Annotated in this window: 20 protein-coding genes and 1 tRNA gene; 17 read left to right on the top strand and 4 right to left on the bottom strand. The window is 73.4% G+C overall.

Annotated elements, in window-relative coordinates:
• The first annotated feature begins 3 nt into the window (after window positions 1-3).
• On the top strand, window positions 4-546 hold the full coding sequence (locus tag ABD385_RS19325) for an arginine repressor (protein WP_016571459.1): 543 nt from the start codon (window positions 4-6) through the stop codon (window positions 544-546).
• A gap of 109 nt (window positions 547-655) precedes the next feature.
• Here the strand turns inward: ABD385_RS19325 and ABD385_RS19320 are convergent.
• A tRNA-Pro gene (locus ABD385_RS19320) sits at window positions 656-729 on the bottom strand.
• Between the two features lie 142 nt (window positions 730-871).
• On the opposite strand from ABD385_RS19320, the gene ABD385_RS19315 reads away from it, so the two are divergent.
• The 6 genes from ABD385_RS19315 to ABD385_RS19290 all read left to right on the top strand — a co-directional run bounded on the left by ABD385_RS19315 (window position 872) and on the right by ABD385_RS19290 (window position 8,731).
• The gene (locus ABD385_RS19315) at window positions 872-1,273 is read left to right on the top strand and encodes a DUF488 domain-containing protein (RefSeq protein WP_344577473.1); all 402 of its coding nucleotides are present in this window, start codon (window positions 872-874) and stop codon (window positions 1,271-1,273) included.
• Between the two features lie 154 nt (window positions 1,274-1,427).
• On the top strand, window positions 1,428-2,624 hold the full coding sequence (locus tag ABD385_RS19310; RefSeq protein WP_344577472.1) for an argininosuccinate synthase: 1,197 nt from the start codon (window positions 1,428-1,430) through the stop codon (window positions 2,622-2,624).
• 115 nt (window positions 2,625-2,739) lie between these two features.
• Window positions 2,740-4,167 carry an argininosuccinate lyase gene (argH, locus tag ABD385_RS19305; RefSeq protein ID WP_344577468.1) on the top strand — a complete coding sequence of 476 codons (1,428 nt, stop codon included), beginning with the start codon at window positions 2,740-2,742 and terminating at the stop codon, window positions 4,165-4,167.
• A gap of 176 nt (window positions 4,168-4,343) precedes the next feature.
• A complete protein-coding gene (locus ABD385_RS19300; RefSeq protein ID WP_344577465.1) occupies window positions 4,344-4,895 on the top strand; it encodes a TetR/AcrR family transcriptional regulator in 552 nt (183 codons plus the stop codon).
• Window positions 4,892-6,526 (top strand): MFS transporter, encoded by a 1,635-nt coding sequence (locus ABD385_RS19295; protein ID WP_344577463.1) that lies wholly within the window; start codon window positions 4,892-4,894, stop codon window positions 6,524-6,526. The genes ABD385_RS19300 and ABD385_RS19295 overlap by 4 nt, the downstream gene beginning before the upstream one ends.
• Window positions 6,527-6,760: 234 nt before the next feature.
• Window positions 6,761-8,731, top strand: coding sequence for a bifunctional metallophosphatase/5'-nucleotidase (locus ABD385_RS19290; RefSeq protein ID WP_344577462.1), 1,971 nt, complete (start codon window positions 6,761-6,763; stop codon window positions 8,729-8,731).
• A 76-nt stretch (window positions 8,732-8,807) separates the two neighbouring features.
• Here ABD385_RS19290 and ABD385_RS19285 read toward each other — a convergent pair whose 3' ends face one another.
• On the bottom strand, window positions 8,808-9,479 hold the full coding sequence (locus ABD385_RS19285) for a lysophospholipid acyltransferase family protein (RefSeq protein ID WP_344577459.1): 672 nt from the start codon (window positions 9,477-9,479) through the stop codon (window positions 8,808-8,810).
• A gap of 310 nt (window positions 9,480-9,789) precedes the next feature.
• Here ABD385_RS19285 and ABD385_RS19280 point away from each other — a divergent pair, with 310 nt between their 5' ends.
• Both ABD385_RS19280 and ABD385_RS19275 read left to right on the top strand, forming a co-directional pair.
• On the top strand, window positions 9,790-10,971 hold the full coding sequence (locus ABD385_RS19280) for a glycerophosphodiester phosphodiesterase (protein WP_344577457.1): 1,182 nt from the start codon (window positions 9,790-9,792) through the stop codon (window positions 10,969-10,971).
• 202 nt (window positions 10,972-11,173) lie between these two features.
• Window positions 11,174-11,662, top strand: coding sequence for a GNAT family N-acetyltransferase (locus ABD385_RS19275; RefSeq protein ID WP_344577455.1), 489 nt, complete (start codon window positions 11,174-11,176; stop codon window positions 11,660-11,662).
• Window positions 11,663-11,704: 42 nt separating this feature from the next.
• Here ABD385_RS19275 and ABD385_RS19270 read toward each other — a convergent pair whose 3' ends face one another.
• Window positions 11,705-12,091 carry a hypothetical protein gene (locus ABD385_RS19270; RefSeq protein WP_344577596.1) on the bottom strand — a complete coding sequence of 129 codons (387 nt, stop codon included), beginning with the start codon at window positions 12,089-12,091 and terminating at the stop codon, window positions 11,705-11,707.
• Between the two features lie 67 nt (window positions 12,092-12,158).
• Window positions 12,159-12,527: a hypothetical protein gene (locus tag ABD385_RS19265; RefSeq protein WP_344577453.1), complete on the bottom strand. Its 369-nt coding sequence runs from the start codon at window positions 12,525-12,527 to the stop codon at window positions 12,159-12,161.
• Between the two features lie 641 nt (window positions 12,528-13,168).
• Here ABD385_RS19265 and ABD385_RS19260 point away from each other — a divergent pair.
• The 8 genes from ABD385_RS19260 to ABD385_RS19225 all read left to right on the top strand — a co-directional run bounded on the left by ABD385_RS19260 (window position 13,169) and on the right by ABD385_RS19225 (window position 24,754).
• Window positions 13,169-14,224 (top strand): methionine ABC transporter ATP-binding protein, encoded by a 1,056-nt coding sequence (locus ABD385_RS19260; protein WP_344577451.1) that lies wholly within the window; start codon window positions 13,169-13,171, stop codon window positions 14,222-14,224.
• The gene (locus ABD385_RS19255) at window positions 14,221-14,955 is read left to right on the top strand and encodes a methionine ABC transporter permease (RefSeq protein ID WP_344577449.1); all 735 of its coding nucleotides are present in this window, start codon (window positions 14,221-14,223) and stop codon (window positions 14,953-14,955) included. Before ABD385_RS19260 ends, ABD385_RS19255 begins: the two co-directional genes overlap by 4 nt.
• A gap of 108 nt (window positions 14,956-15,063) precedes the next feature.
• Entirely contained in the window at window positions 15,064-15,921 is an 858-nt protein-coding gene (locus ABD385_RS19250; protein WP_344577448.1) for a MetQ/NlpA family ABC transporter substrate-binding protein, read from the top strand.
• Window positions 15,922-16,159: 238 nt separating this feature from the next.
• A complete protein-coding gene (locus ABD385_RS19245) occupies window positions 16,160-16,795 on the top strand; it encodes a GNAT family N-acetyltransferase (protein ID WP_344577447.1) in 636 nt (211 codons plus the stop codon).
• 163 nt (window positions 16,796-16,958) lie between these two features.
• Window positions 16,959-18,179 carry a precorrin-6y C5,15-methyltransferase (decarboxylating) subunit CbiE gene (cbiE, locus tag ABD385_RS19240; protein WP_344577445.1) on the top strand — a complete coding sequence of 407 codons (1,221 nt, stop codon included), beginning with the start codon at window positions 16,959-16,961 and terminating at the stop codon, window positions 18,177-18,179.
• 235 nt (window positions 18,180-18,414) lie between these two features.
• Window positions 18,415-22,485, top strand: coding sequence for a nicotinate-nucleotide--dimethylbenzimidazole phosphoribosyltransferase (gene cobT, locus ABD385_RS19235; RefSeq protein WP_344577443.1), 4,071 nt, complete (start codon window positions 18,415-18,417; stop codon window positions 22,483-22,485).
• A gap of 161 nt (window positions 22,486-22,646) precedes the next feature.
• Window positions 22,647-23,885, top strand: coding sequence for a uroporphyrinogen-III C-methyltransferase (gene cobA, locus ABD385_RS19230; RefSeq protein ID WP_344577442.1), 1,239 nt, complete (start codon window positions 22,647-22,649; stop codon window positions 23,883-23,885).
• Between the two features lie 53 nt (window positions 23,886-23,938).
• A complete protein-coding gene (locus ABD385_RS19225; protein WP_344577440.1) occupies window positions 23,939-24,754 on the top strand; it encodes a TrmH family RNA methyltransferase in 816 nt (271 codons plus the stop codon).
• The last annotated feature ends 19 nt before the right edge of the window (window positions 24,755-24,773 follow it).

Below are 24,773 nucleotides of genomic sequence, written 5' to 3'. Positions count from 1 at the left end.
ACGATGACCGAGCCGCAGGACACCGAGCCGCAGACCAACGGCCCGGCCGTGCCGCAGACCCGCACCGCCCGCCACCGCCGGATCGTGGACATCCTCAACCGGCAGCCGGTCCGCTCCCAGAGCCAGCTCGCCAAGCTGCTCGCCGACGACGGGCTCTCCGTCACCCAGGCGACGCTCTCCCGCGACCTGGACGAACTGGGGGCGGTGAAGATCCGCAACACCGGCGGTGAGCTGATCTACGCGGTACCGAGCGAGGGCGGCGACCGCAAGCCGCGGGCGCCGCTGGGGGAGTCCGCCAAGGAGGAGCGGATGCGCCGCCTCTCCGGCGAACTCCTCATCTCCGCCGAGGCGTCCGCCAACCTCGTCGTCCTGCGCACCCCGCCGGGTGCCGCCCAGTTCCTGGCCTCCGCCATCGACCAGGCGGAGCTCCACGACATCCTCGGCACCATCGCCGGCGACGACACCCTGCTCCTGATCAGCCGCGATCCGGCGGGTGGCCAGCAGCTCGCCGACCACCTGCTGCAACTGGCGGAAGGGGCGCGGTAGGGCCGACGGGGCAGGTGGCCGCCCGGCCACCGCCCCGCCCGCCGCTGCACGCACAACGCCGAGGCCGCCTTCGCATCTCTGCGAAGGCGGCCTCGGCGTTCGTGCACCGTCGGGACGACAGGATTTGAACCTGCGACCCCTTGACCCCCAGTCAAGTGCGCTACCAAGCTGCGCCACGTCCCGGTGCTCGTACCGACCGGGAGTCCCGGTCGGGGCGTGCAGAAAGAAAAATACCCTGTCCCGGCCGATGAATCCAAAGCGGGGTCCTTCCGGGGCGTTCCCGGAGCCCCGAGCGGGGGCGGAGCGACCGTGCTTCGATGGAAATATGTCCGCAAAAACTCCCAAAGCGAAGAAGGCGCAGGCGGCGCACGGGGTCGAGGTGCGCCGGGTGTACGACCCGCCGGAGCCGGCGGACGGGGCGCGGGTCCTGGTGGACCGGCTGTGGCCCCGGGGGATGGCGAAGGGGGACGAGCGGGTCGCCGACGCCGAGTGGTGCAAGGACGTGGCGCCGTCGTCGGAGCTGCGCAAGTGGTACGGGCACGACGAGGAGCGGTTCGGGGCGTTCGCCGAGCGCTACCGGGCCGAGCTGGCCGCGGGGGCGCCGCAGGACGCGCTGGCCCATCTGCGGGAACTCGCGTCCAGCGGCCCGCTCGTCCTGTTGACGGCGACGAAAGAGGTGCCGCTCAGCCATGCGGAGGTGCTCCGCGAGGTGCTCGGGGAGCGCTGAAGGCGCCGGGGTGCCCCGCTCGCGGGCGCCGTTCCGTGCCGGTCTCGCCGCCGTGAAGCGCCTCTGACCTGGGACTTCCCCGTTCATTGACGAAACATACGGTCCAGTGCATACTTATGCCTACGAGCGTATGCGCCACCGTGAGGAGAAGCCCGTGACCGAGCGCGTCGTACTCGCCTACTCGGGCGGTCTGGACACCTCCGTCTGCATCGGCTGGATCGCCGAGGAGACGGGCGCCGAGGTCATCGCCGTGGCGGTGGACGTCGGTCAGGGCGGCGAGGACCTCGACGTCATCCGCAAGCGGGCGCTCGCCTGCGGTGCGGTGGCGGCCGAGGTCGCCGACGCCAAGGACGAGTTCGCCGACGAGTACTGCCTCCCGGCGATCAAGGCCAACGCCCTCTACATGGACCGCTACCCGCTGGTCTCCGCGCTGTCGCGGCCGGTCATCGTCAAGCACCTGGTCGCCGCCGCGCGCAAGCACGGGGCGAGCACCGTCGCGCACGGCTGCACCGGCAAGGGCAACGACCAGGTGCGCTTCGAGGCCGGCATCTCCGCCCTCGCCCCCGACCTGCGGTGCATCGCCCCGGTCCGGGACTACGCGATGACCCGGGACAAGGCGATCGCCTTCGCCGAGAAGGCCGGGCTGCCGATCGCCACCACCAGGAAGTCGCCGTTCTCCATCGACCAGAACGCCTTCGGCCGCGCCGTGGAGACGGGCTTCCTGGAGGACCTCTGGAACGCGCCGACCGAGGACGTCTACGCGTACACCGAGGACCCGGCCGCCGCCCGCGCGGCCGACGAGGTCGTCGTCACCTTCCGGGCGGGCGCGCCGGTCGCCCTCGACGGGCGGCCGGTCACCGTCCTCCAGGCCGTCCAGCAGCTCAACGCCCGTGCCGGCGCGCAGGGCGTCGGCCGGATCGACATGGTCGAGGACCGGCTGGTCGGCATCAAGTCCCGCGAGGTGTACGAGGCGCCGGGTGCGCTCGCGCTGATCACCGCGCACCAGGAGCTGGAGAACGTCACCGTCGAGCGCGAACTGGCCCGCTACAAGCGGCAGGTCGAGCAGCGCTGGGGCGAGCTGGTCTACGACGGCCTGTGGTTCTCGCCGCTCAAGCGGGCCCTGGACGGCTTCGTCGACGAGGCCAACCAGGTCGTCTCCGGCGACGTCCGGATGACCCTGCACGGCGGCCGCGCGGTGGTCACCGGCCGGCGCTCCGCGCAGTCGCTCTACGACTTCGACCTCGCCACCTACGACACCGGCGACACGTTCGACCAGTCGCTCTCCAAGGGCTTCATCGAGCTGTTCGGCATGTCGAGCAAGATCGCCGCCAAGCGGGACCTGGCAGGCTGACCCTTCCCGGGCCGGCGCACGGGGTGCCCCGTCCGCCGCCCGAGCGCCCAGCGGGCTGATCGCCAGCCCGTCCGGCGCTCGCCGTGAATTCCACCATCCACGAGGAGCACAGCTAGTGAGCAGCAACAACGGCGACGTCCGGCTCTGGGGCGGTCGTTTCGCCGACGGGCCGGCCGAGGCGCTCGCCAAACTCTCCGCCTCCGTCCACTTCGACTGGCGGCTGGCCCCCTACGACATCGCCGGCTCCCGTGCCCACGCCCGCGTGCTCCACAAGGCCCAACTGCTCACCGCCGACGAGCTGACCCGCATGCTCGACGGCCTGGACCGGCTCGAACGCGACGTCGCCGACGGCTCGTTCACCGGCACCATCGCGGACGAGGACGTGCACACGGCCCTGGAGCGGGGGCTGTTGGAGCGGCTCGGTCCGGACCTCGGCGGCAAGCTGCGCGCCGGCCGGTCTCGCAACGACCAGGTCGCCACGCTCTTCCGGATGTACCTGCGGGACCACGCCCGGATCGTCGGCGGGCTGCTGGCCGACCTCCAGGAGGCGCTGATCGGCCTCGCCGAGGCGCACCCGGACGTCGCCATGCCGGGCCGCACGCACCTCCAGCACGCCCAGCCGGTGCTCTTCGCCCACCACGTGCTCGCGCACGTCCAGGCGCTGTCCCGGGACGCGGAGCGGCTGCGGCAGTGGGACGAGCGGACCGCCGTCTCGCCGTACGGCTCGGGCGCGCTGGCCGGCAGCAGCCTGGGCCTCGACCCGGAGGCGGTCGCCGCGGACCTCGGCTTCGAGCGCGGCTCGGTGGGCAACTCCATCGACGGCACGGCCTCGCGGGACTTCGTCGCGGAGTTCGCCTTCATCACCGCGATGGTCGGCGTCAACCTCTCCCGGATCGCCGAGGAGGTGATCGTCTGGAACACCAAGGAGTTCTCCTTCGTGACCCTGCACGACGCCTTCTCCACCGGCTCCTCGATCATGCCGCAGAAGAAGAACCCGGACATCGCGGAGCTGGCGCGGGGCAAGTCGGGCCGGCTGATCGGCAACCTGACGGGCCTGCTGGCGACGCTGAAGGCGCTGCCGCTGGCGTACAACCGCGACCTTCAGGAGGACAAGGAGCCGGTCTTCGACTCCTGCGACCAACTGGAGGTGCTGCTCCCGGCGTTCACCGGGATGATGGCCACCCTGACCGTCAACCGGGAGCGGATGGAGGAGCTGGCGCCGGCCGGTTTCTCGCTGGCCACCGACATCGCGGAGTGGCTGGTCAAGCAGGGCGTGCCGTTCCGGGTGGCGCACGAGGTGGCCGGTGAGTGCGTCAAGGAGTGCGAGGCGCAGGGCATCGAGCTCGACCAGCTCACCGACGAGCAGTTCGCCAAGATCTCGCCGCACCTGACGCCCGACGTCCGCGGCGTCCTCAACGTCCCCGGTGCGCTCGCGTCCCGCGACGGCCGCGGCGGCACCGCGCCGTCGGCGGTGGCGGTGCAGCTCGCCGAGGTGCGGGCGGACCTGGTGCGGCAGCAGGAGTGGGCCGCGGCCAAGAAGTGAGGCGGGCGCGGCGGGCGCCGCGCGAGCCGACCGACGAGGGCGGCCCCCACCACGAGGGTGGGGGCCGCCCTCGTCGTCGTGCCCGCCGGCGACGGGGCAGGCTCCGGCGCGGTGACGGCTGAGGCGTCGCCTTATTGAATGAGACACTCACGTCTCATCCGGGTACTCTGTGTCTCATGGCTGTGGATCGAGAACGGGTACTCACCGAGGCCGCCGCGCTGCTCGCCCGCCGCGCGACGACGTCGATGGACGAGATCGCCCGCGCCGCGGGCATCAGCCGGGCGACCCTGCACCGGCACTTCGCCGGCCGGGAAGCGCTGATCCGGGCCCTGGAGGAGCACGGCATCGAGCGGTTCGCCCAGGCCATGGACGCCGCCCGGCTCGACGACGGGGACGCCGCCGCCGCGCTGCGCCGCCTGGTCCGCGAGGCCGAACCGGTCGCCGGCGTGCTGGCCTTCCTCTTCACCGAGAACGAACTCTTCGAGAGCGGGCCGGTCAACGCCGGCTGGGCCCGCCTCGACGCCCGGCTCGCCGCACTGTTCCGCCGCGGCCAGGAGGAGGGCGACTTCCGGGTCGACCTCAGCACGGCCTGGCTGACCGAGGCGTTCTACGGCCTCCTCGGCGCCGGCGCCTGGGCGGCGCACGAGGGCCGCGTCGCCCGGCACGACCTCAACCACTCGATCGCCGAGCTGCTGCTCGGCGGCATCCGACGGAGCATGGAGAAATGAGCGATCCCATAGCCGCAGGGCGGCCCGGTGCAGCCTCGGGACGGGCCGGTTCGGCCCATCTGGACGAGCAGCCCCGGCCGGGCCGCTGGCTCGCGCTCTCGGTCCTGGTCCTGGCGGTCCTGCTGGTCGGCGTCGACGCCACCGTGCTCGGCCTCGCCACCCCCTTCCTCAGCGAGGACCTGCGGCCGTCCGGCACCCAGCTGCTGTGGATCGGCGACGTCTACTCCTTCGTCATCGCCGGCCTGCTGGTCTCCATGGGCAGCCTCGGCGACCGCGTCGGCCGCAAGAAGCTGCTGCTGATCGGCTCGGTGGCGTTCGGCGCGCTGTCGGTGTTCGCCGCCTACGCCACCAGCCCGTCGATGATGATCGTCGCCCGGGCGCTCCAGGGCGTGGCCGGTGCGACGCTGATGCCCTCCACCCTCGCCCTGATCCGCAACCTCTTCCACGACCCGAAGGAACGCAGCCTGGCGATCGGCATCTGGGGCGCGATGGCCTCGGCCGGCACCGCGGTCGGGCCGGTCCTCGGCGGCTTCCTGCTGGGCCACTTCTGGTGGGGCTCGGTCTTCCTGATCAACCTTCCGGTGATGGCGCTGCTGGTCGTCGTCGGCGCCAAGGTGATCCCGGAGTCCCGCAACCCCGCACCCGGCCCGTGGGACGTCCCCAGCGTCCTGCTGTCCCTGGTGGGCATGGTCGGCGTCGTCTACGCCGTCAAGGAGGCGGCGGTGCACGGCCTGCGGTGGGACATCGGGCCGGCCGCGGTCGTCGGCCTGCTCGCCCTGCTGCTGTTCGTCCGCCGTCAGCTCACCCTCGAAGCGCCGCTGCTGAACATGAAGCTCTTCCACCACCGGGGCTTCTCCGGCGCGGTCCTGGCCGACCTGCTGACCATCCTCGGCATGTCCGGACTGGTCTTCTTCCTCTCCCAGTTCCTCCAGATGGTGCAGATGCGCTCGCCGCTCAACGCCGGGCTGGTCGAACTCCCGGCCGCGGTCGGCGCGGTGGGGGCCGGCCTGGCCGCCGGCTGGGTGGCCCGCCGGCTGTCGGTGCGCCTGGTGGTGGCCGGCGGCCTCGCCGTGGTCGGCCTCTCACTCGCCGGCTGCATGGCCCTGCACGCCGACACCGGCACCTTCGCGCTGTGCACCCTGCTGTTCGCCGTGGGCATCGGCGCCGGCTTCGCCTTCACGGTCACCGCCGACGTCATCCTCTCCAGCGTGCCCAAGGAGGAGGCCGGCGCCGCCTCCGCCGTCTCCGAGACCGCGTACGAACTCGGCGCCGCGCTCGGCATCGCCCTGCTCGGCTCCATCGTCACCAGCATCTACCAGGGCTTCGCCACCCCCGTCGGCGTACCCGAACACGCCGCCGACGCCGCCCGCTCCTCGCTCGGCGGAGCCGTGGAAACCGTCGGCCACCTACCCGCCGACCAGGGCGTGACGCTGCTGAAGGCCGCTCAGGACTCGTTCGTCAGCGGCGTGGACACCGCGGCCGGAATCGGCGCGGTGGTGCTGCTGGGCGCCGCGGTGGCCGCGTGGTTCCTGCTCCGCGGCCAGGCGCTGGCGGACAGCGTGGCGCCGGAGCCCGCGGCGGACCCCGAGGCCGCGCCGATGGCCGGCTCCGGAACCACCCGGCACCCGTAAGGCCCCACCCGGCGGGCGAACGAGGGACTCCGCCCCGCCCCCTGCCCCCACGCAGGCGTGTCCCGTGGATCGTGACCGCACGTACCGGCCATGATCCACAGGACACGCCCCTGGGGGCGACTGTCCCCTGCCGTTCACGCCCGGTACGCGTCTTGGTGGCCGGTTGTCCCGCACGGCTCGCTTGACTCTCCCGTCGTCCCCCCAACGGTCGGACCCGCTCAGGAGAGTGACGCAGTGCGCGACATCGGACGACGGTCCTTCGTAACCGCCGCGGGGGCGATGGCCACCGCGAGCGCGATCGGCACCAACGCCTACGCCACCGGCCACGCCCGCGACGCCGCCACGGCCGACGAGTACGTCGACGTCCAACTGCTCAACATCACCGATCTGCACGGTTATCTGCAGGGCGCCCCGGGCGCCAACTCCGTCATCACCGGCACCGGCGGCAAGCGCCACACCGTCGGTGGCGTCGCCTACATGGCCGCCCACCTGGAGCGGCTGCGCGCCGGACGGCGCAACTCGCTCTTCTTCGCCCCCGGCGACCTCTTCTCCGGTTGGGAGTTCGACGCCGCCTCCTTCGCCGACGAACCCACCATCGAGGCCCTCAACGCCCTCCAGTTGGACTTCGCCTCGGCCGGCAACCACGAGTTCGACAAGTCGACGGTCTTCCTCAAGGAGCACATGGAACGCGGCCGGGCGTTCCCGGTCGTCGGCCGCGACGTGTCCTTCACCGACTCCACCGGCCACCGCTTCCGCGGCGCGAACTTCCCCTACTACAGCGCCAACATGGTGTGGCACGACACCGGCCAACGGGTGCTGCCGCCGTACAACATCGTGCACGTCGACGCCGGCCGCGGCCGGCGGCTGCCGATCGGCTTCATCCACCTGACCGCCATCGGCACCGAGTCCTTCCCCGGTTCCTACCAGCCCGGCCTGCGCACCCTGGACGAGCTGGAGACCGCCAACCGCTGCGCGGCGGCCCTGAAGAGCCGGGGCGTCAACGCGATCGTCCTCAGCATGCACGACGGCGCGGTCGCCGGCAGCAACTTCGAAAGCGGCACCAACCCCTCCGGCCCGGCCTACGAACTGGCCCTGCGGGTCTCCCCGCTCATCGACGCCATCGTCACCGGCCACTGGCACTGCGCCTTCACCATGATGCTGCCCGACCCCAAGGGCGTGCCCCGCCCGTTCGTCGAGGCCGGCTGCTACGGCCAGATCATCAACGAGATCAACCTGCGGCTGGACCCGGTGAGCGGGAAGGTGATCCGGGAGCTGACCACCTCCGTCAACCACCCCAACACCCGCGACGTGACGCCGGATCCGGAGCTGAAGTCGATCGCCGACTACTGGGCGGGCTACGGCGCCCGTCGCGCCCGCACCCGGATCGGCACCCAGACCGCCTCCTTCACCCGACGCCGCAACGCGGTGGGGGAGTCCACCATGGGCAACCTCGTCGCCGACTGGGCGCTGTGGGCGGGCGGCCAGCCGCACGGCCCGATGGACGACCGCGGCGGCCACCGCAACGTCCCCGCCGAACTCGCCGTCATCGCCCTGGCCCCGCGGGTCGGTGCCGCGATCATCGGCGCCGACCTGGTGCGCGACGAAGCGTCGGACGGCGTGGTCACCTTCGGGCAGGCGTGGAACGCGGTCGGCTTCGGCGACCCGATCATGACCGTCACGGTCACCGGCCGGCAGATCCACGACGCCCTGGAACAGCAGTGGGCGTCCACCGCCGGCGAGGGCCTGTCCTTCTCGCCGCTCGCCGTCTCCGGGAACGTCCGCTACACCTTCGACGCCGCCGGCCGGGCCGGGCACCGGATCGAGCCCGCGGACGTCCGCATCGACGGCAAGCCGCTGGACCTCACCCGCCGCTACCGCCTCGCCGCCCCCTCGTACACCCTCATCAACCAGGACGGCTTCAGCGCGTTCACCGGCTTCACCGATCCGGTCCGGCACACCCGGGACTTCGAGAGCTTCATCGCCTACGTCCGCTCCCGACGCCGGCTCTCCCCGTCCGAACTGAACCGCATCACGGTCAGGAACGCCCACCTCGCCGGCGCCCGGGTCGGTTCCGTCGCCGAGCACCAGCAGCTCCTCCAGGACGCCGGAGACCGCATCCCGCGCCCCGAGGAGGCGTTGCGCAAGGCGCTCGCCGGCGACGCCGAGGGCCAGCGCGCGCCCGGCGGCTTCCGGGTCCCCTGCTGACCGCCCGGTAACGGCCGCAGCACGCCGAGGGGCCCCGTCCTGGCCGGACGGGGCCCCTTGTGCCGTGCGCGGCGGGTCAGGCGGCGGCGCGGACCTTCGTGGCGTACACGTCGACGTACTCCTGGCCGGACAGCTCCATGACGTCGCTCATCACCTCGTCGGTGACCGCCCGCAGCACGTACCGGTCCCGGTCCATGCCGTCGTAGCGGGAGAACTCCAGCGGCTCGCCGAAGCGCACGGTCACCGGGGCGAGGTGCGGGCGGCCCTTGCCGCCGGGCTGCACCTTGTCCGTGCCGACCATGGCGAACGGGACGACCGGGGCGCCGGTCATCAGCGCGAGCCGGGCGACGCCGGTGCGGCCGCGGTACAGCCGGCCGTCGGGGGAGCGGGTGCCCTCCGGGTAGATGCCGAACGCCTGGCCCTGCTCCAGGATGCGGCGGCCGGTCATCAGCGCCGCCACGCCGCCGCGCCCGCCGTCGCGGTCCACGGGGACCATCCCGGCGGTGGTGAAGAACCAGGCCATCAGCCGGCCCTTGACGCCCTTGCCGGTGACGTACTCGTCCTTGCCGATGAAGTACACCGGGCGCTTGACCACCAGGCTCAGGAAGAGCGAGTCGATGAACGTGACGTGGTTCCCGGCCATGATCACCGGACCCGTCTCAGGGATCCGCTCCATGCCCTCGACCTTCGGGCGGAACAGGACGCGCATCATCAGTCCGAGGATCGCCTTCAGCACAATGCGGGACAACGGGCCCTCCGGGTCGTGGTGGTCAGGTCAAGGCGGCACAGCGCTCCGCAGCCCAGGACCATACTCGCGGGTCACTCCCGCGCGCACATCGGGTTCACCGGGCCGATACGCAGAGTTGACGTGCGTCACGTCCATGTTCCCCACAGTCCTCGCGGACGTCTCCCCGGCATCACCCGTCCGTGCTTACGATCAAGGGGCTTCCGGGAGGGTCCACCGACGCCTTCCGGACCGTGGACACACCGGAAACCCCCGGTACGTCCGGAATGCCACCGGTCGCACCGGGACACGACGCAGAACGAGGAGCGCGGGCATGGAGAAGCGGCACGAGCCGGGACGACGGACGGTACTGGGCGCCGCGGCCCTGGGCGCAGGGGCGGCCGTACTGGCCGGCGCGGGACAGGCGAACGCCGCGGGGCGGACGGAGCCGGCCGGTGCCCCGGCGCACCGGCCGGCTCCCGCCGGCCGGCCCGCCAAGCTGCCGGTCCCGCTGGTCGTCGGCCACCGGGGCGCGAGCGGCTACCGCCCCGAGCACACCCTGGGCTCCTACCAACTCGCCCTCGACATGGGCGCGGACGTCATCGAGGCAGGTGACCTCGTCCCCACCAAGGACGGTCACCTGATCCTGCGCCACGAGCCCGACATCAGCGCCACGTCCGACGTCGCGCAGCACCCGGAGTTCGCCGGCCGCCGGACGACCAAGACCATCGACGGCAAGAAGATCACCGGCTGGTTCACCGAGGACTTCACGCTCGCCGAGATCAAGACGCTGCGCGCCAAGGAGCGCATACCGGACGTCCGCCAGCACAACACCCTCTACGACGGCGTCTGGCCGATCCTCACCTTCGAAGAGGCCCTGCAGTGGGCCGAGAAGAAGGGGCGCGAGCGCGGCCGCCCGGTCTGGCTGCACATCGAGACCAAGCACCCCACCTACTTCCGCAAGCTGGGCCTGGGCCTGGAGGAGCGCCTCGCTCACCTGCTGCGCCGGTACGGCCGGCACACCGCGCACGCCCCGAACTTCCTCCAGTCCTTCGAGCCCAGCAGTCTCAGCCGGCTCGGCGAGCTGGGCGTGAAGTGCCCGAAGGTCGTCCTGCTCGACGAGCCGTCCGTGCGGCCCTGGGACTTCGTCGAGTCCGGTGACCCGCGCACCACCGCCGACCTGCTCAAGCCCGCGGGGCTGAAGTGGATCGCCGGCTTCGCCCAGGGCATCGGCCCGTGGCTGCCGCAGGTCATCGCCCAGGACGCCAAGGGCAAGCTCGGCGAGCCCACCGCCCTGGTCCGCGACGCGCATGCCGCCGGACTGGTCGTCCACCCGTACACCGTGCGCAACGAGAACAGCTTCCTGCCGCTGGACTTCCAGGTCGGCAAGGACCCGGCCGCCTACGGCAACTCGCTCGCGTACTTCAAGGCGCTCTTCGCGACCGGCATCGACGGCCTGTTCTCCGACAACCCGGACACCGCGCTGGTCGCCGCCGAGGAGTTCCGCCGGCACTGACCCCCGCGGCGCGCCCGGACCGGCGCCCGGCTCCACCCGTCCGTCCACTCATCTGAGTTGGCAATGTCACAGGGGAGCTTGGCGCCGGTCCGTTCCGCTTGTCCCGTATGCCCGCGCAGAATGCCTGCGGCGGCGATTGCCGCGGCCGAATGCCGGGGAGTCCGGAAGCGGACAGCGAACCGAAAAGGGGAGGCAAACGCGCATGGGCACGAGCGTGACCATCTCGACGGCGACCGACGACGACGCCGAGCAGATCCTCAAACTCCAGTACCTCTGTTACCAGCCCGAGGCCGAGCTCTACGACGACTACGGGATCGAGCCGCTGACCCAGACGCTGGATTCCCTGCGCGCCGAACTCTCCGGCGACTGCGTCATGGTGGCCAGACTCGGCCGGGAGGTCGTCGGCTCGGTGCGCGGCACGGTCGACGCCGACGGCACCGCCAGGATCGGCAAGCTGATCGTGCACCCCCGGCTCCAGCGGCACGGGCTCGGCGGCCGGCTGCTGGCCGCCGTCGAACAGCGGCTGGCCGAGGACCGCTCCGCCAAGCGCTACCGCCTCTTCACCGGCCACCGCAGCGAGGCCAACCTCCGGCTCTACCGCAGCCACGGCTACGCGCCGGTCGGCACCGAGCAGCTGAGCCAGCGGCTGAGCCTGGTCACGCTGGAGAAGGAGCCGGCCGCAGCGCTGTGACGCCGGTCCGGGCCCGCCGCGCGGGCCCGGACGCCGCACCCGCTACGCGGTCGCCGTACGGGCCCGGCGCAGCCACATCAGCCCGGTGACCGGCAGGGCGACCGGAATGAAGAGGTAGTCCATGCCGAAGTACGACCAGACCGTGGAGTCGGCGAACGCCGCCGGGTCCACCAGCGTCCAGGTGCCGATGCCGACCACTCCGAGCAGTTCCAGCGCGCAGCAGGCGATCGCCGCCCGGCGGGCGCCCTCGCCGCCGCGCACCAGCGAGAAGGTGATGAAGCCGTAGACCAGCGCGGAGGCCGCCGACAGCAGGTACGCCAGCGGGGCGCGGTCGAACTGGGCGATCAGCTGGTAGATCGAGCGGGACGCGGCGGCCACGGTGAACACGCCGTACAGGGTGACCAGTAGCCGCCCCGGGCCCGCGGCCAGCCTCGTGGCCGGGTCCCGGACCGTGGATTCCTGTGCGGCATCGGCCGCCGTGGTCTTCGGCGCAGTCTCAGGCACTGCCGCCTCCCCAAATGTCGAAGAGCCGTACTTCCAGCACGGCCAGCACCACGGAGCCCGCGGCGACGGTGGCCGAACCCCACCGGGTCCGCTCGGACAGCGACATGAACCCGGTCGCCGGAACGCACGCGACGGCCCCGAGCAGGTACGCCAGGAAGAGCGCGGTGCCCTTGTCGGGGGTGTCTCCGCCGGCCAACTGCGCTATGGCGACGATGAGTTGGACGACGCACAGCAGCGACACCACGGCCATGCCGATGAAGTGCCAGTCCTTGGTGGGTTCGTTGCGGTACGCGGCGAAGCCGCACCAGGCGGCCAGCGCGCAAGCGGTCACGCCGACCGCGATCGTCAGCGCGTCGATCACCGCGGCCTCCGGTCGAGGCGGCCGCGCGCCGTGGGGTTGTGGGGCATGGGCCCGATGCTAATCGGCGCCCGGCGGAGCACCGCGTCCGGCCCCGCCGTGGCCCGCCGGGCCGGCGCCGCGGCGCGCGGGCCGCCGATGGTCGTGGCGTTGGCCACAGCCCGTCCGGCGCCGGAGGGTCGGCCCCTCGCCGGGGCTCCACCCCGCCACCGGCATCCGTGCAGGCCACGGCCGACCGACCAAGATCGTCCAGGTGGGACGGGGTGCGGTCCACGGGTCGGTCACCGGTGTCCGATATGCGGACGGGGTTGATCGGGCCATACCGCTGTCTGGTTTACTGACCGCCATGACCACGACGAGCAGCCGCACCCCCGCGACCGAGGCGTACTCCACGCCCGGTGCTCGTTGCATGTGTCGAATGTGTGACCGCTGAGGGCCCCCGCCTGAGCCTCGCGCCCCGAAGCGAGACCTGCCGCCATGAGCCGACCGCCGCACCCCCGCGCCATCGGTCGCCCCGCGTCACCGGAAGCCGGAGCCGGGCCCCGCGCCCGCCGCCGCTCCTCGTTTCCCCCTGCCGCACTCGCCAAGAATGCCCCGTGCCCGGCGGGCCAGCCGCCGAGCACTCGACAGTGACGGAATTCCCTGTGATCACCACAACGGGCCTGACCAAGGTCTACCGCTCGGGAGGCCGTGAGGTCACCGCCCTGGACGGCGTCGACCTGCACGTCCGAGAGGGCGAGGTGTACGGCGTCATCGGCCAGAGCGGCGCCGGCAAGTCCACCCTCATCCGCTGCCTCAACCTCCTGGAGCGCCCCACCTCCGGCACGGTGACGGTGGCCGGCCAGGACCTCACCGCCCTCGGCGGCGGCGGCCAGCGCGCGAACGCGGCCCTGCGCGCCGCCCGCAGCCACATCGGCATGGTCTTCCAGCACTTCAACCTGCTGTCCTCGCGGACCGTCCAGGACAACGTCGAACTGCCGCTGGAGATCCTCAAGGTCCCGCGCCGCGACCGCGCCCGCAAGGCCCTGGAACTGCTGGACCTCGTCGGCCTCGCCGACAAGGCCAAGGCGTACCCCGGCCAGCTCTCCGGCGGCCAGAAGCAGCGCGTCGGCATCGCCCGCGCCCTGGCCGGCGACCCCAAGGTGCTGCTCTCCGACGAGGCCACCAGCGCCCTGGACCCGGAGACCACCCGCTCCATCCTGACGCTGCTGCGCGACCTCAACCAGCAGCTCGGCCTCACCGTCGTCCTCATCACGCACGAGATGGACGTCGTCAAGACCATCTGCGACTCCGCCGCGCTGATGAAGGGCGGCCGGATCGTCGAGCAGGGCACCGTCGCGGAGCTGCTCGCCACCCCCGGCTCCGAGCTGGCCCGTGAGCTGTTCCCGGTCGGCGGCGAGTCGTTGGCCGAGGGCCGCACGGTCGTCGACGTCACCTTCCACGGCGACGCCGCCACCCGGCCGGTGATCTCCGAACTGGCCCGCACCTACAACGTCGACGTCTCCATCCTCGGCGCCGCCATGGACACCCTCGGCGGCAAGCAGGTCGGCCGGATGCGCATCGAACTGCCCGGCCGCTTCGAGGAGAACGTCGTGCCCATCGGCTTCCTGCGCGAGCAGGGTCTCCAGGTCGACGTCGTCGACGGCGCCGCCGACGACGCCCCGACGACCACCCCGCTCCAGAAGGAAGGTGCCCAGTGAGCTGGAACGACATGCAGCCGCTGCTGTCCGACTCCACCCTCGACACCCTCTTCATGGTGTGGTGGTCCACGTTCTACGCGGTCCTCATCGGCGTCCCCGTCGGCGTCCTGCTGCACCTGAGCGCCCGCGGGGCCATGCTCCAGAACGCCGTGGTGAACAAGGTCCTCGGCGCGATCGCGAACATCGGGCGGTCCTTCCCGTTCCTGATCCTGATCGTGGTGCTGATGCCGTTCACCCGGCTCCTCGTCGGCACCTCCATCGGCCCGACCGGCGCGGTGGTCCCGCTGACCATCGCCGCCGTCCCGTTCTTCGCCCGCCTCGTGGAGGCCGCGCTGCGCGAGGTCGACCACGGGCTGGTCGAGGCGGCGCAGGCGATGGGCGGCGGCACCTGGACCGTCATCTTCAAGGTGCTGCTTCCGCAGGCCCTGCCGGCCCTGGTCGCCGCGGTCACCACCACCGTCATCACGCTGATCGGCTACTCGGCGATCGCCGGCGCGGTCGGCGGCGGCGGTCTGGGCAACCTCGCCTACACCTACGGCTACCTGCGGTACGACACCCCGCTCATGATCGTCACGGTCGTCGAACTGGTCGTCATCGTCACCATCGTCCAGGTGGTCGGCGACCTGGTCGTCCGCCGGCTCGCCGGCCGCGGCACCCGCGCCTCCTCCCTGCGGGTCGGCCTGCGCCGGGTCCGCACCGAGGAGCCGACGCCGGTCGCCGAGGCCGCCTGACCCCCCGCACCACCAGCACCACCAGCACCACCAGCATCCCTGAGGCCCGGACCCTTTGCCGGGCGCAGCTCACACGGACTCCGTGTGCACTAGAAAGAGGCACTCTTCGTGCGTAACACCCTCAAGATCACCGTGGCCGTGGCCGCCGCCTCCGCCGTCGCCCTCGGCGCGAGCGCCTGCAGCGCCCCCTCCGACGTCACCGCGAGCAGCGACAAGAACGACACCAACGCCCCGCTGGTCGTCGCCGCCAGCCCCACCCCGCACGCCACGATCCTCGACTACGTCAAGAAGAAGCTGGCGCCCCAGGTGGGCCTGAAGCTGGACGTCAAGGTCTTCAACGACTACAAGCTGCCCAACAAGGTCACCGACGACGGCCAGGTCGACGCCAACTTCTTCCAGCACAAGCCGTTCCTCGACTCCTACAACAAGGAGAACGGGACCAACATCGTCCCGGTCGTCAACGTCGAGATCGAGCCGCTGGGCGTCTACTCCAAGAAGATCCACAAGCTCTCCGACCTCAAGCCCGGCTCCACCGTCTCGGTCCCCAACGACCCGTCCAACGAGGGCCGCGCGCTCAAGCTGCTCGCCGAGAACGGTGTGATCACCCTGAAGCCCGGCGTCGGCTCCGACGCCACGCTGACCGACGTCAAGGACAACAAGGGCATCAAGATCACCGAGCTGGAGGCCGCCCAGACCGCGCCCCGCCTGGCCGACGTCGACGCCGCCGTCATCAACGGCAACTTCGCGGTCGGCGCCAAGCTCAAGCCCGCCACCGACGCGCTGGCCCTGGAGAAGGCGCAGGGCAACCCCTACGCCAACTTCCTCGCCGTCAAGAAGGGCCGCGAGAACGACCCGCGGGTCAAGAAGCTCGCCAAGCTCCTCAACTCCGACGAGGTCAAGAAGTTCATCGAGGACACCTACAAGGACGGCTCGGTCATCCCGGCCTTCGGCCCGGTCAAGGGCTGACCCGCCGCCGCGTAGGGTTCCGCCCCGCCGCCCACCCCCTCTCCCGGGGGTGGGCGGCGCCCGGTTGGCGGGCCCGCCCGCGCCGGCCCGCACGCCCGGGGCGCGGGCGCGTGGCACGTCCGCCGGCCGATGCTGCATGCTGGTGCATTCAAGACGGTCGGGACGGCCCGGGCCGCACGGCGCGCACGGCCCGTGGCGTCCCGGAGCACACCTCAGTCAACGGCGTTGGAGCATCGGCATGACATCCACCTTTCCGGACATCTCCCTCAGCACGGACCGGTTGGTGCTGCGCCCACTCGACGAGGACGACGTCCCCGCCCTGGCCGCGATGATGAACGACGAACTGGTCGCCTCCTGGACCGCGGTGCCCCAGCCCTACACCGAGGACGCCGCGCGCGCCTGGATCACCGGGTACGCGCCCACCGAGCGCATCGCGGGCCGCGGCCTCGACCTCGCGGTCACCGAGTTCCTCACCCAGCGCCTGGTCGGCATCGTGCAACTCGGCCACACCAACTGGCGGGTGCGCTCCACCGAGCTCTCGTACATCGTCGCCTCCTGGGCGCGCGGCGAGGGCTACGCGTCCGAAGCGGCCCTCGCGACCGCCCGCTGGCTCTTCCAGGACCAGAAGTTCGAGCGCCTGGAGCTGCGCACCGCCGCCGGCAACACCGCCTCCCAGCAGGTCGCCCAGAAGATCGGCTGCATCAGCGAGGGCGTGCTGCGCAACGCCTGCATAGCCCGGACCCGGGTGGAGGACGGCGGCTGGACCGACTTCCGCACGGACCAGATCGTCTGGAGCCTGCTCCCCGAGGACCTCGACGGACTCCCCGCCCGGACGACCGACGCGAACGGCTTCGTCTACCCCGAGTGGAACTGACCCCGGACCACCTCCCGCCCGCGCCCGCCGGGGTACCCTCGGCCTGCCGGACGGCGGCCGGGCCCGCCCCGACCAGCACGGACCGGCACCCCCGCACCCCCGGAAGCGACCGCCCCACCGCCCGCCCGGGACACCCCCACCAGCCCCCAGGAGACTGACGAGCATGGCCGACCGGGTCACGGTGATCGGATGGGACGGCTCTCCGCTGACCGCCGCCGCCCGCTCCGCCCTCGCCGCCGCGACCCTGGTCGCCGGTGCCGCCCACCACCTCGCGCTGCCCGAAGTCCCGGCGACCGCCGAACGGATCCGGCTCGGCAGCGTCACCCTGGCCGCCCGCCGCATCGCCCAGCACCGCGGCACGGCCGTCGTCCTCGCCGACGGCGACCCCGGCTTCTTCGGCGTGGTCCGCACGCTGCGGGCCCCCGAATACGGCCTGGAGGTCGAGGTCGTACCGGCCGTCTCCTCGGTCGCCACGGCCTTCGCCCGCGCCGGCATGCCCTGGGACGACGCCCAGGTCGTCGTCGCCCACAGCCGCGACCTGCGCCGCGCCGTCAACGTCTGCCGCGCCCACCCCAAGGTCGCGGTGCTCACCTCGCCCGGCGCCGGCCCCGCCGAACTCGCCCTCCTCCTGGACGGCGTGCACCGCACCTTCGTCATCTGCGAGGACCTGGGCACCACACGGGAACGGGTGACGGTCCTCACATCGGACAAGGTCGCCGACCACATGTGGCGCGACCCCAACGTCGTCATCGTCGCGGGCGGTTCGCCGGCCGGCGCAGCCGCCCAGGGCACCGGATGGATCGCCGGCCACGAGGTCGGCCACCCGACCGGCCCGCGCGGCTGGGGACTTCCGGACCGCGCCTACGGCGGGGCGCTGGGCGAGGGCGAGTCCACCCAACTGCGCACCGCCCAACTCGCCCGCCTCGGGCCACGGGTGGGCGACCTGGTCTGGGACATCGGATCGGGCAGCGGGGCGGCCGCCGTCGAGACCGCGCGGTTCGGCGCCGCGGTCATCGCGGTCGACGCCGACCCGGACGCCTGTGCCCGCGCCGTCGCCCTTGCCCGCCGGCACGGCGTCCAGCTCCAGGCCGTCGCGGGCCGGGCGCCGCAGGTCCTGGAGGAACTCCCGGAGCCCGACGTGGTGCGGATCGGCGCCGGGGGAGCGGACGTGGTCACGGCCTGCGCGGCCCGCCGTCCCGAACGGATCGTCACCCACGCCTCGACCCGCGACCAGGCCGAGGCGCTCGGCCGGGCCCTCGCCGACGGCGGCTACGAAGTCGAGTGCGCGCTCCTGCAGTCCGTGGAACTGGACACTTCCGTTTGGGTCGAACGTGAACGCTCTGTGGTGTTTTTGCTGAGCGGCTATCGCGTTCCTCACCCGTGACCAGGAAGACCACCCGCGCGAGGTAGGCTGGCGGATCGTTGCGCCGCCGTTCCGCTTTCAGCTTCGTACGCCAATATCCGGAAATTGCCGTGGTTTTGGACGAAAATGAAGCACTTGAGGGCGGACGTGCCGGGAGGCGCGCTCGCTCGTTCTCGCTATCGGGGCGTCGGTGCGCACCGGTCGGCGCGTCGCACGAGCGGTTGGAAGGAGCACTATCAGTGGGCGAGGGGTACGCATGACCGACACCGGCCAGGTCCCGGGCCAGGGACAGCCGGAGAACGCAGGCGGACATCACGGGCAGCCGCAGGCCGTTCCCTCCCCTGCCGACCCCGGCACCGCCCAGCACCCGGAATACGCCTACCTCGGCCCGGCCGAGGGCTCCGTCGAGGACGACGACCTGCTGATGCCCGGCGCCCAGGGCGCCTGGAGCGAGCACGGCGTCCAACAGGCCCAGCCACCCACCCCGCCGCAGGCCGTCCCGGCGCAGCAGACCGCGCCGTTCGAACCGCCGGTCGTGCCCGAGCAGGTGCCCGCCGCGGTCGGTGACCACGAGAGCGGCGGCCGGGACTCCGGTTCCGTCGACCTCGGTGCGGTCCGCGTCCCGCAACCCGCCGCCCCCCAGCAGCAGCCCCACGTGCCGGCGGCAGCCGGCGGGGAGCAGACCGCCGCGCCCCGCCGCCCGCTCCACATGGGTCCGCCGGTCCCGGACGCGACCGGCGGCGTGGTCCGTTCGCTCGCCGATCGCGGGCCCGCCGGCGCGCCCCAGCCGGCCGCCCGACAGACCGCCCGCCCGGCCGCCGGCCCTGAGAACCCCGACGCCCCGGTGGCGGCCGCCCAGGTCGCGCCGCTGCCCGTGCCGGAGCTGCCCGCACAGTCGCAGCCCACCGCCGTGCCGCCGACCGACGACGCGCCGGCCGCCGCGCAGCCCCAGGCGGTGTCCGTCCAGCCGTTCCCGGAACCGCCGGCCGCCGCCGCGTACCCGCAGCAGCCGGCCGCCGCCCTGCCCACGTACGGCCAGCAGCCCTACGAGGGCCAGGTGTTCGCCGAGCAGTCCTACGGGGCCGCCGGCCAGGGACCGTTGCCGGGCCCGCAGCTGGGCGAGATCCCGTCGCACGCGCCGGCCCAGGTGCAGCCGTGGGGCGAGGCGTCCGCCCAGGCCGCGGCGGTCCCCGTCGCCGAGCCGACGGCCGTGCCGGTCGAACCGGCCGGTGCGGAAACGGTCGTGCCCGAGGCCCAACCCCCCGTCCAGGACGGTGCGTTGCCCGTCGAGCAGGTGCCCGCCCAGCAGGCTCTGGTCGAGCCCGCCCAGGCCGTGCCCGCGCCCGCCGAGCAGGCGCCGGAACAGCCGGCGCCGGTGCCCGCAGAGGACGCGCCGGTCGCCGCGGACGCTGCCGCGCCGCTCGTCGAGGCGGCGCCCGAAGCCGCCCAGGAGGCCCCGGCCGAGACCCCGGTGGAGGCGGCGGAGCCCGATGCCGAGCAGCCGCCGGCCGCCGAGGCCCAGGCCGAGCCGGCCGCCGCCCCGCAGCCCGCCCCCGCGCCCGACGCCGTGCTCCCGCAGCCGCCCGTCGACGCCGCCGTAGTCCAGGAGGCCGCGGAGGCCGAGGTTCAGCCGCCGGCCGCGGAACAGGCCGTGGACGAGCAGCAGGCCGTCGCCCCGGACGCGGCGGCCCAGCCCGAGACCGCCGGCGAGCCGCCGGCCGCCGAGCCGGTGCCGGTGCCGGTGCCCGCCGAGCCGGCCCAGGCCCCGCAGGACGCGAACCCGCCCGCCGAGCAGCAGCCCGTCGAGCAGTCGGTGGCCGACGACGCCTCTGAGGAGGCCGTCGTGGTCGCGGAGGCGCCGGTCGTGGACGAGGCACCGCAGCCCGTCGCCGACGAGGCGCCGGCCGCCCCGGCCGAGGCTCCGGCCCCCGCCGAGCAGCCCGAGCCGGTCGCCGCGCAGGCCGCCGAGCCGCCGTCCCCCGAGGACGCTCCCGCCGCCGAGGCGGAGCCGGCGCCCGCCGAAGCGCAGACCACCCCCGAGGCCGCCGACGCCCCCGAGGCCGCGCCGGCTCCGGAGGAGGCCGCCCAACAGCCCGTCATAGAGGCGCCCCAGGACGCCGCGGCCCCGCAGCCCGCGGCCCCCGAGGTCGCCGAGGGACAGCAGCCGGCCGTCGCCGACGCGGCGCCGCAGCCCGTGGCCGAGGGCGAGCAGCCCGTCGACGCCCCGGAGCCCGCCGCCGCGCAGGTCGAGGTCCCCGCCCAGCCGCCGGCCGACGCGCCCACCGCGCCGGAGCCGCAGCCCGCCACCGTGGAGACCCCGGCCCAGGCCACCGCCGAGCCGACCCCCATCGAAGCCGCGCAGCAGCCCGTCGCCGACCAGGCACCGCAGGCCGCAGCGCCCGCCGACGCCGATCCGACCCAGGCCGACCCGGCCGACGCCCCCGTCACTGCCGAAACAGCGGTGGCAGCGGAAGCGGACGGTGCCGCCGAGGCCCGCCCGCACGCGCAGGACGACGCCCAGTTCGTCGAGCACGCCGAGGGCGACGCCGCCCACCCGGCCGACGCACCCGCCGCCGAGCCGGTGCCCACGACGCCCCCCGCGCCCGGCTACGACGACTCCGAGCGCGCCGCCGTGCACCGCGTCATCCGCGAGCGCCGCGACATCCGCAACGGCTTCCGTTCCGACCCGATCCCCAACGAGGTCCTGCTGCGCGTCCTGGAGGCGGCCCACACCGCCCCCAGCGTCGGGCACTCCCAGCCCTGGGACTTCGTCGTCATCCGGTCCGACGACACCCGCGCCAAGATGCACGAGCTCGCCATGCGGCAGCGCGAGGCCTACGCCCAGTCGCTGCCCAAGGCCCGCGCCAAGCAGTTCCGCGAGCTGAAGATCGAGGCCATCCTCGAAACGCCGGTGAACATCGTCGTCACCGCCGACCCCACCCGCGGCGGCCGGCACACCCTCGGCCGGCACACCCAGCCGCAGATGGCGCCGTACTCCTCCGCGCTCGCCGTCGAGAACCTCTGGCTCGCCGCCCGCGCCGAGGGCCTCGGCGTCGGCTGGGTCAGCTTCTTCGACGAGCGGGAAATGGTCCGCGAACTGGGCCTGCCCGAACACCTCGAAGTCGTCGCCTACCTCTGCGTCGGCTACGTCGACGAGTTCCCCGACGAGCCCGAACTCCTCCAGGCCGGCTGGTCCAAGCGCCGCCCGCTCTCCTGGGTCGTCCACGAGGAGACCTACGGCCGCCGCGCCCTGCCCGGCGCGGACCCGCACGACCTCCTCCAGGAGACGCTCGCCGGCATCCGCCCGCTGGACGCCAAGGCGCTCGGCGAGGCGTGGGAGCGGCAGAAGCGGATGACCAAGCCGGCCGGCGCGCTCGGCATGCTGGAGATCATCTCCGCCCAGCTCAGCGGCCTGTCCCGGCAGTGCCCGCCGCCCATCCCGGAGCCGGCGGCGGTGGCCATCTTCGCCGGCGACCACGGCGTGCACGCCCAGGGCGTGACCCCCTGGCCCCAGGAGGTCACGGGCCAGATGGTCGCCAACTTCCTGGGCGGCGGGGCGGTCTGCAACGCCTTCGCCAACCAGGTCGGCGCCGAGGTCTGCGTGGTCGACGTCGGCGTGGCCAGTGACCTGCCCGCCACCCCCGGACTGCTGCCCCGCAAGGTCCGCCCCGGCACCGCCGACTTCACCCAGGGCCCGGCGATGACCCAGGAGGACGTCCTCAAGGCCATCGAGGTGGGCATCGAGACCGCCCGGGACCTCGTCGCCGCCGGGAACAAGGCGCTGCTCACCGGTGAGATGGGCATCGCCAACACCACCGCCTCCGCCGCGCTGATCGCCGTCTACACCGGCGTCGATCCGGCTGAGGTCACCGGCCGCGGCACCGGCATCAACGACGAGACGCACGTCCGCAAGGTCGACGTGGTCCGCCGCGCCCTGGAACTCCACCAGCCCGACCCGGCCGACCCGATCGGCGTCCTCGCCGCCCTCGGCGGCCTGGAGCACGCGGCCATGATCGGTCTGATCCTCGGCGGCGCCTCGTTGCGCACGCCGGTGATCCTGGACGGCGTCAGCGCCGGCGCCGCCGCCCTGGTGGCCCGGGCCATCGCCCCCGAGGCGCTGGCCGCGTGCATCGCCGGCCACCGCAGCGCCGAGCCCGGCCACGTCGCAGCCCTCAACAAGCTGGGCCTGCGCCCACTGGTCGACCTCGACCTGCGGCTGGGCGAGGGCACCGGCGCCCTGCTGGCGCTGCCCGTGGTGCAGAGCGCCGCCCGCGCCATGCACGAGGTCGCCACCTTCGACGCCGCCGGAGTCACCGAGAAGGGCTGACCCGGGGCGCCCGGCCCCCGCATGACCCCCGGCCCGCAGCCCCATAGGCTGTGGGCCGGGGCCGTACGTTCCCCAGCCCGTTCCACCCCTCAGCCGCTCCGGCGTCGCAGCGACTGAACGGGCGTCGAACTCGCACCACCGCACGAGGAGCCCACACCACCATGGCCGAGCCCGTCGCCGAACACTCCGCCTACCCCGTCGGACTGCGGCTGTCCGGCCGCCGCGTGGTCGTCCTGGGCGCCGGCCAGGTCGCCCAGCGCCGGCTGCCCGCCCTCCTGGCCGCCGGCGCCGACGTCCTGCTGGTCTCGCCGTCCGCCACCCCCTCCGTCGAGGCGATGGCCGACACCGGCGAACTCCGCTGGGAGCGCCGCCGCTACCAGCCCGGCGACCTCGACGGCGCCTGGTACGCGCTGATCTCCACCGACGACCCCGAGGCCAACGCCGCCGCCTCCCAGGAGGCCGAGGAGCGCCGCGTCTGGGCCGTCCGCGCCGACGACGCCGAGGCCGCCACCGCCTGGACCCCGGCCACCGGACGCAGCGAGGGCGTCACCGTCGCGGTCCTCACCGGCCGCGACCCGCGCCGCTCGGCGGCCGTCCGCGACGCCATCGTCGAGGGCCTGCGCGACGGCAGCATCGCCGCCCCGCACCACCGCCGCCCGCACACCCCCACGGTGGCACTGGTCGGCGGCGGTCCCGGCGACCCCGACCTGATCACCGTCCGCGGCCGCCGCCTGCTGGCCGAGGCGGACGTGGTCATCGCCGACCGGCTCGGCCCCCGCGACCTGCTCGCCGAACTCCCGCCGCACGTCGAGGTCATCGACGCCGCCAAGATCCCCTACGGGCGGTTCATGGCGCAGGAGGCGATCAACAACGCCCTGATCGAACACGCCAAGGCCGGCAAGGCCGTGGTCCGCCTCAAGGGCGGCGACCCGTTCGTCTTCGGCCGGGGCATGGAGGAGGCCCAGGCGCTCGCCGACGCCGGCATCCCGTGCACCGTCGTCCCCGGCATCTCCTCCACCATCTCCGTCCCCGGCGCCGCCGGCATCCCCGTCACCCACCGCGGGGTCGCCCACGAGTTCACCGTGGTCAGCGGCCACGTCGCCCCCGAGGACGAGCGGTCGCTGGTGGACTGGGCCGCGCTCGCCAAGCTGCGCGGCACCCTCGTCGTCCTGATGGGCGTGGAGAACAGCGGCGCCATCGCGGCCAAGCTCATAGAGTGCGGTCGGCCCGCGGACACCCCGGCCGCCGTCGTCCAGGAAGGCACCACCGCCGCCCAGCGCCGGGTGGACGCCACCCTCGCCACCCTCGGCGCGACGGTACGGGCCGAAGGCGTCCGCCCGCCGGCCGTCATCGTCATCGGCGACGTGGTCGCCCTCACCCCGACCACCCCGGCCCCGTAGCCGATCCGCTCCCCGGCCCCCGCACCTCGACACCGACAAGGCACCCTCTCCCCGTGGCAGAAATCATCACCGTCGATGACCCGGACGACCCGCGGCTGCGCGACTACACCGGCCTCACCGACGTCGAGCTGCGGCGCCGGCGCGAACCAGCCGAAGGACTCTTCATCGCCGAGGGCGAGAAGGTCATCCGCCGCGCCCGGCACGCCGGGTACGAGATGCGCTCGATGCTGCTCTCGGCCAAGTGGGTCGACGTCATGCGCGACGTCATCGACGAGGTCCCGGCCCCCGTCTACGCGGTCAGCCCGGACCTCGCCGAGCGGGTGACGGGCTACCACGTGCACCGCGGCGCGCTCGCCTCCATGCAGCGCAAGCCGCTGCCCCCGGCCGCCGAACTCCTCGCCGGCACCCGCCGGATCGCCGTCATGGAGGCGGTCAACGACCACACCAACATCGGGGCCATCTTCCGCAGCGCCGCGGCCCTCGGGATGGACGCGGTCCTGCTCTCCCCGGACTGCGCCGATCCGCTCTACCGCCGCTCGGTGAAGGTCTCCATGGGCGCGGTGTTCTCCGTCCCGTACGCCCGCCTGGAGAGCTGGCCGCGCGACCTGGCCGTCGTACGGGAGGCGGGCTTCAAACTGCTCGCCCTGACCCCGGCCGAGGGGGCGGTGGCCCTCGACGAGGCCGCCCCGCAGGGCCTCGAACGCGTCGCGCTGATGCTCGGTGCCGAGGGCGGCGGCCTGACGACCGGCGCCCTGCGCGCCGCCGACGAATGGGTCCGCATCCCGATGGCCCACGGCGTGGACTCCCTCAACGTCGGTGCCGCGGCGGCAGTCGCCTTCTACGCGGTCACCACGTCCCGCCCGGAGTAGCCCCGGGCTCCCGCCCGGC

Origin of the sequence: Streptomyces lunalinharesii, assembly GCF_039532155.1 — a bacterium.
GTDB classification, from domain to species: domain Bacteria; phylum Actinomycetota; class Actinomycetes; order Streptomycetales; family Streptomycetaceae; genus Streptomyces; species Streptomyces lunalinharesii.
Note: the sequence above shows the minus strand (reverse complement) of the source record. Positions and strands in the feature narration are given on the sequence as shown.

Bases quoted from the DNA above. Each gene is read 5' to 3' on its own strand.
- ABD385_RS19325 (WP_016571459.1), top strand. From the start codon at position 4: ATGACCGAGCCGCAGGACACCGAGCCGCAGACCAACGGCCCGGCCGTG.
- ABD385_RS19315 (WP_344577473.1), top strand. From the start codon at position 872: ATGTCCGCAAAAACTCCCAAAGCGAAGAAGGCGCAGGCGGCGCACGGG.
- ABD385_RS19300 (WP_344577465.1), top strand. From the start codon at position 4,344: ATGGCTGTGGATCGAGAACGGGTACTCACCGAGGCCGCCGCGCTGCTC.
- ABD385_RS19295 (WP_344577463.1), top strand. From the start codon at position 4,892: ATGAGCGATCCCATAGCCGCAGGGCGGCCCGGTGCAGCCTCGGGACGG.
- ABD385_RS19280 (WP_344577457.1), top strand. From the start codon at position 9,790: ATGGAGAAGCGGCACGAGCCGGGACGACGGACGGTACTGGGCGCCGCG.
- ABD385_RS19275 (WP_344577455.1), top strand. From the start codon at position 11,174: ATGGGCACGAGCGTGACCATCTCGACGGCGACCGACGACGACGCCGAG.
- ABD385_RS19245 (WP_344577447.1), top strand. From the start codon at position 16,160: ATGACATCCACCTTTCCGGACATCTCCCTCAGCACGGACCGGTTGGTG.
- cbiE (WP_344577445.1), top strand. From the start codon at position 16,959: ATGGCCGACCGGGTCACGGTGATCGGATGGGACGGCTCTCCGCTGACC.
- cobT (WP_344577443.1), top strand. From the start codon at position 18,415: ATGACCGACACCGGCCAGGTCCCGGGCCAGGGACAGCCGGAGAACGCA.
- cobA (WP_344577442.1), top strand. From the start codon at position 22,647: ATGGCCGAGCCCGTCGCCGAACACTCCGCCTACCCCGTCGGACTGCGG.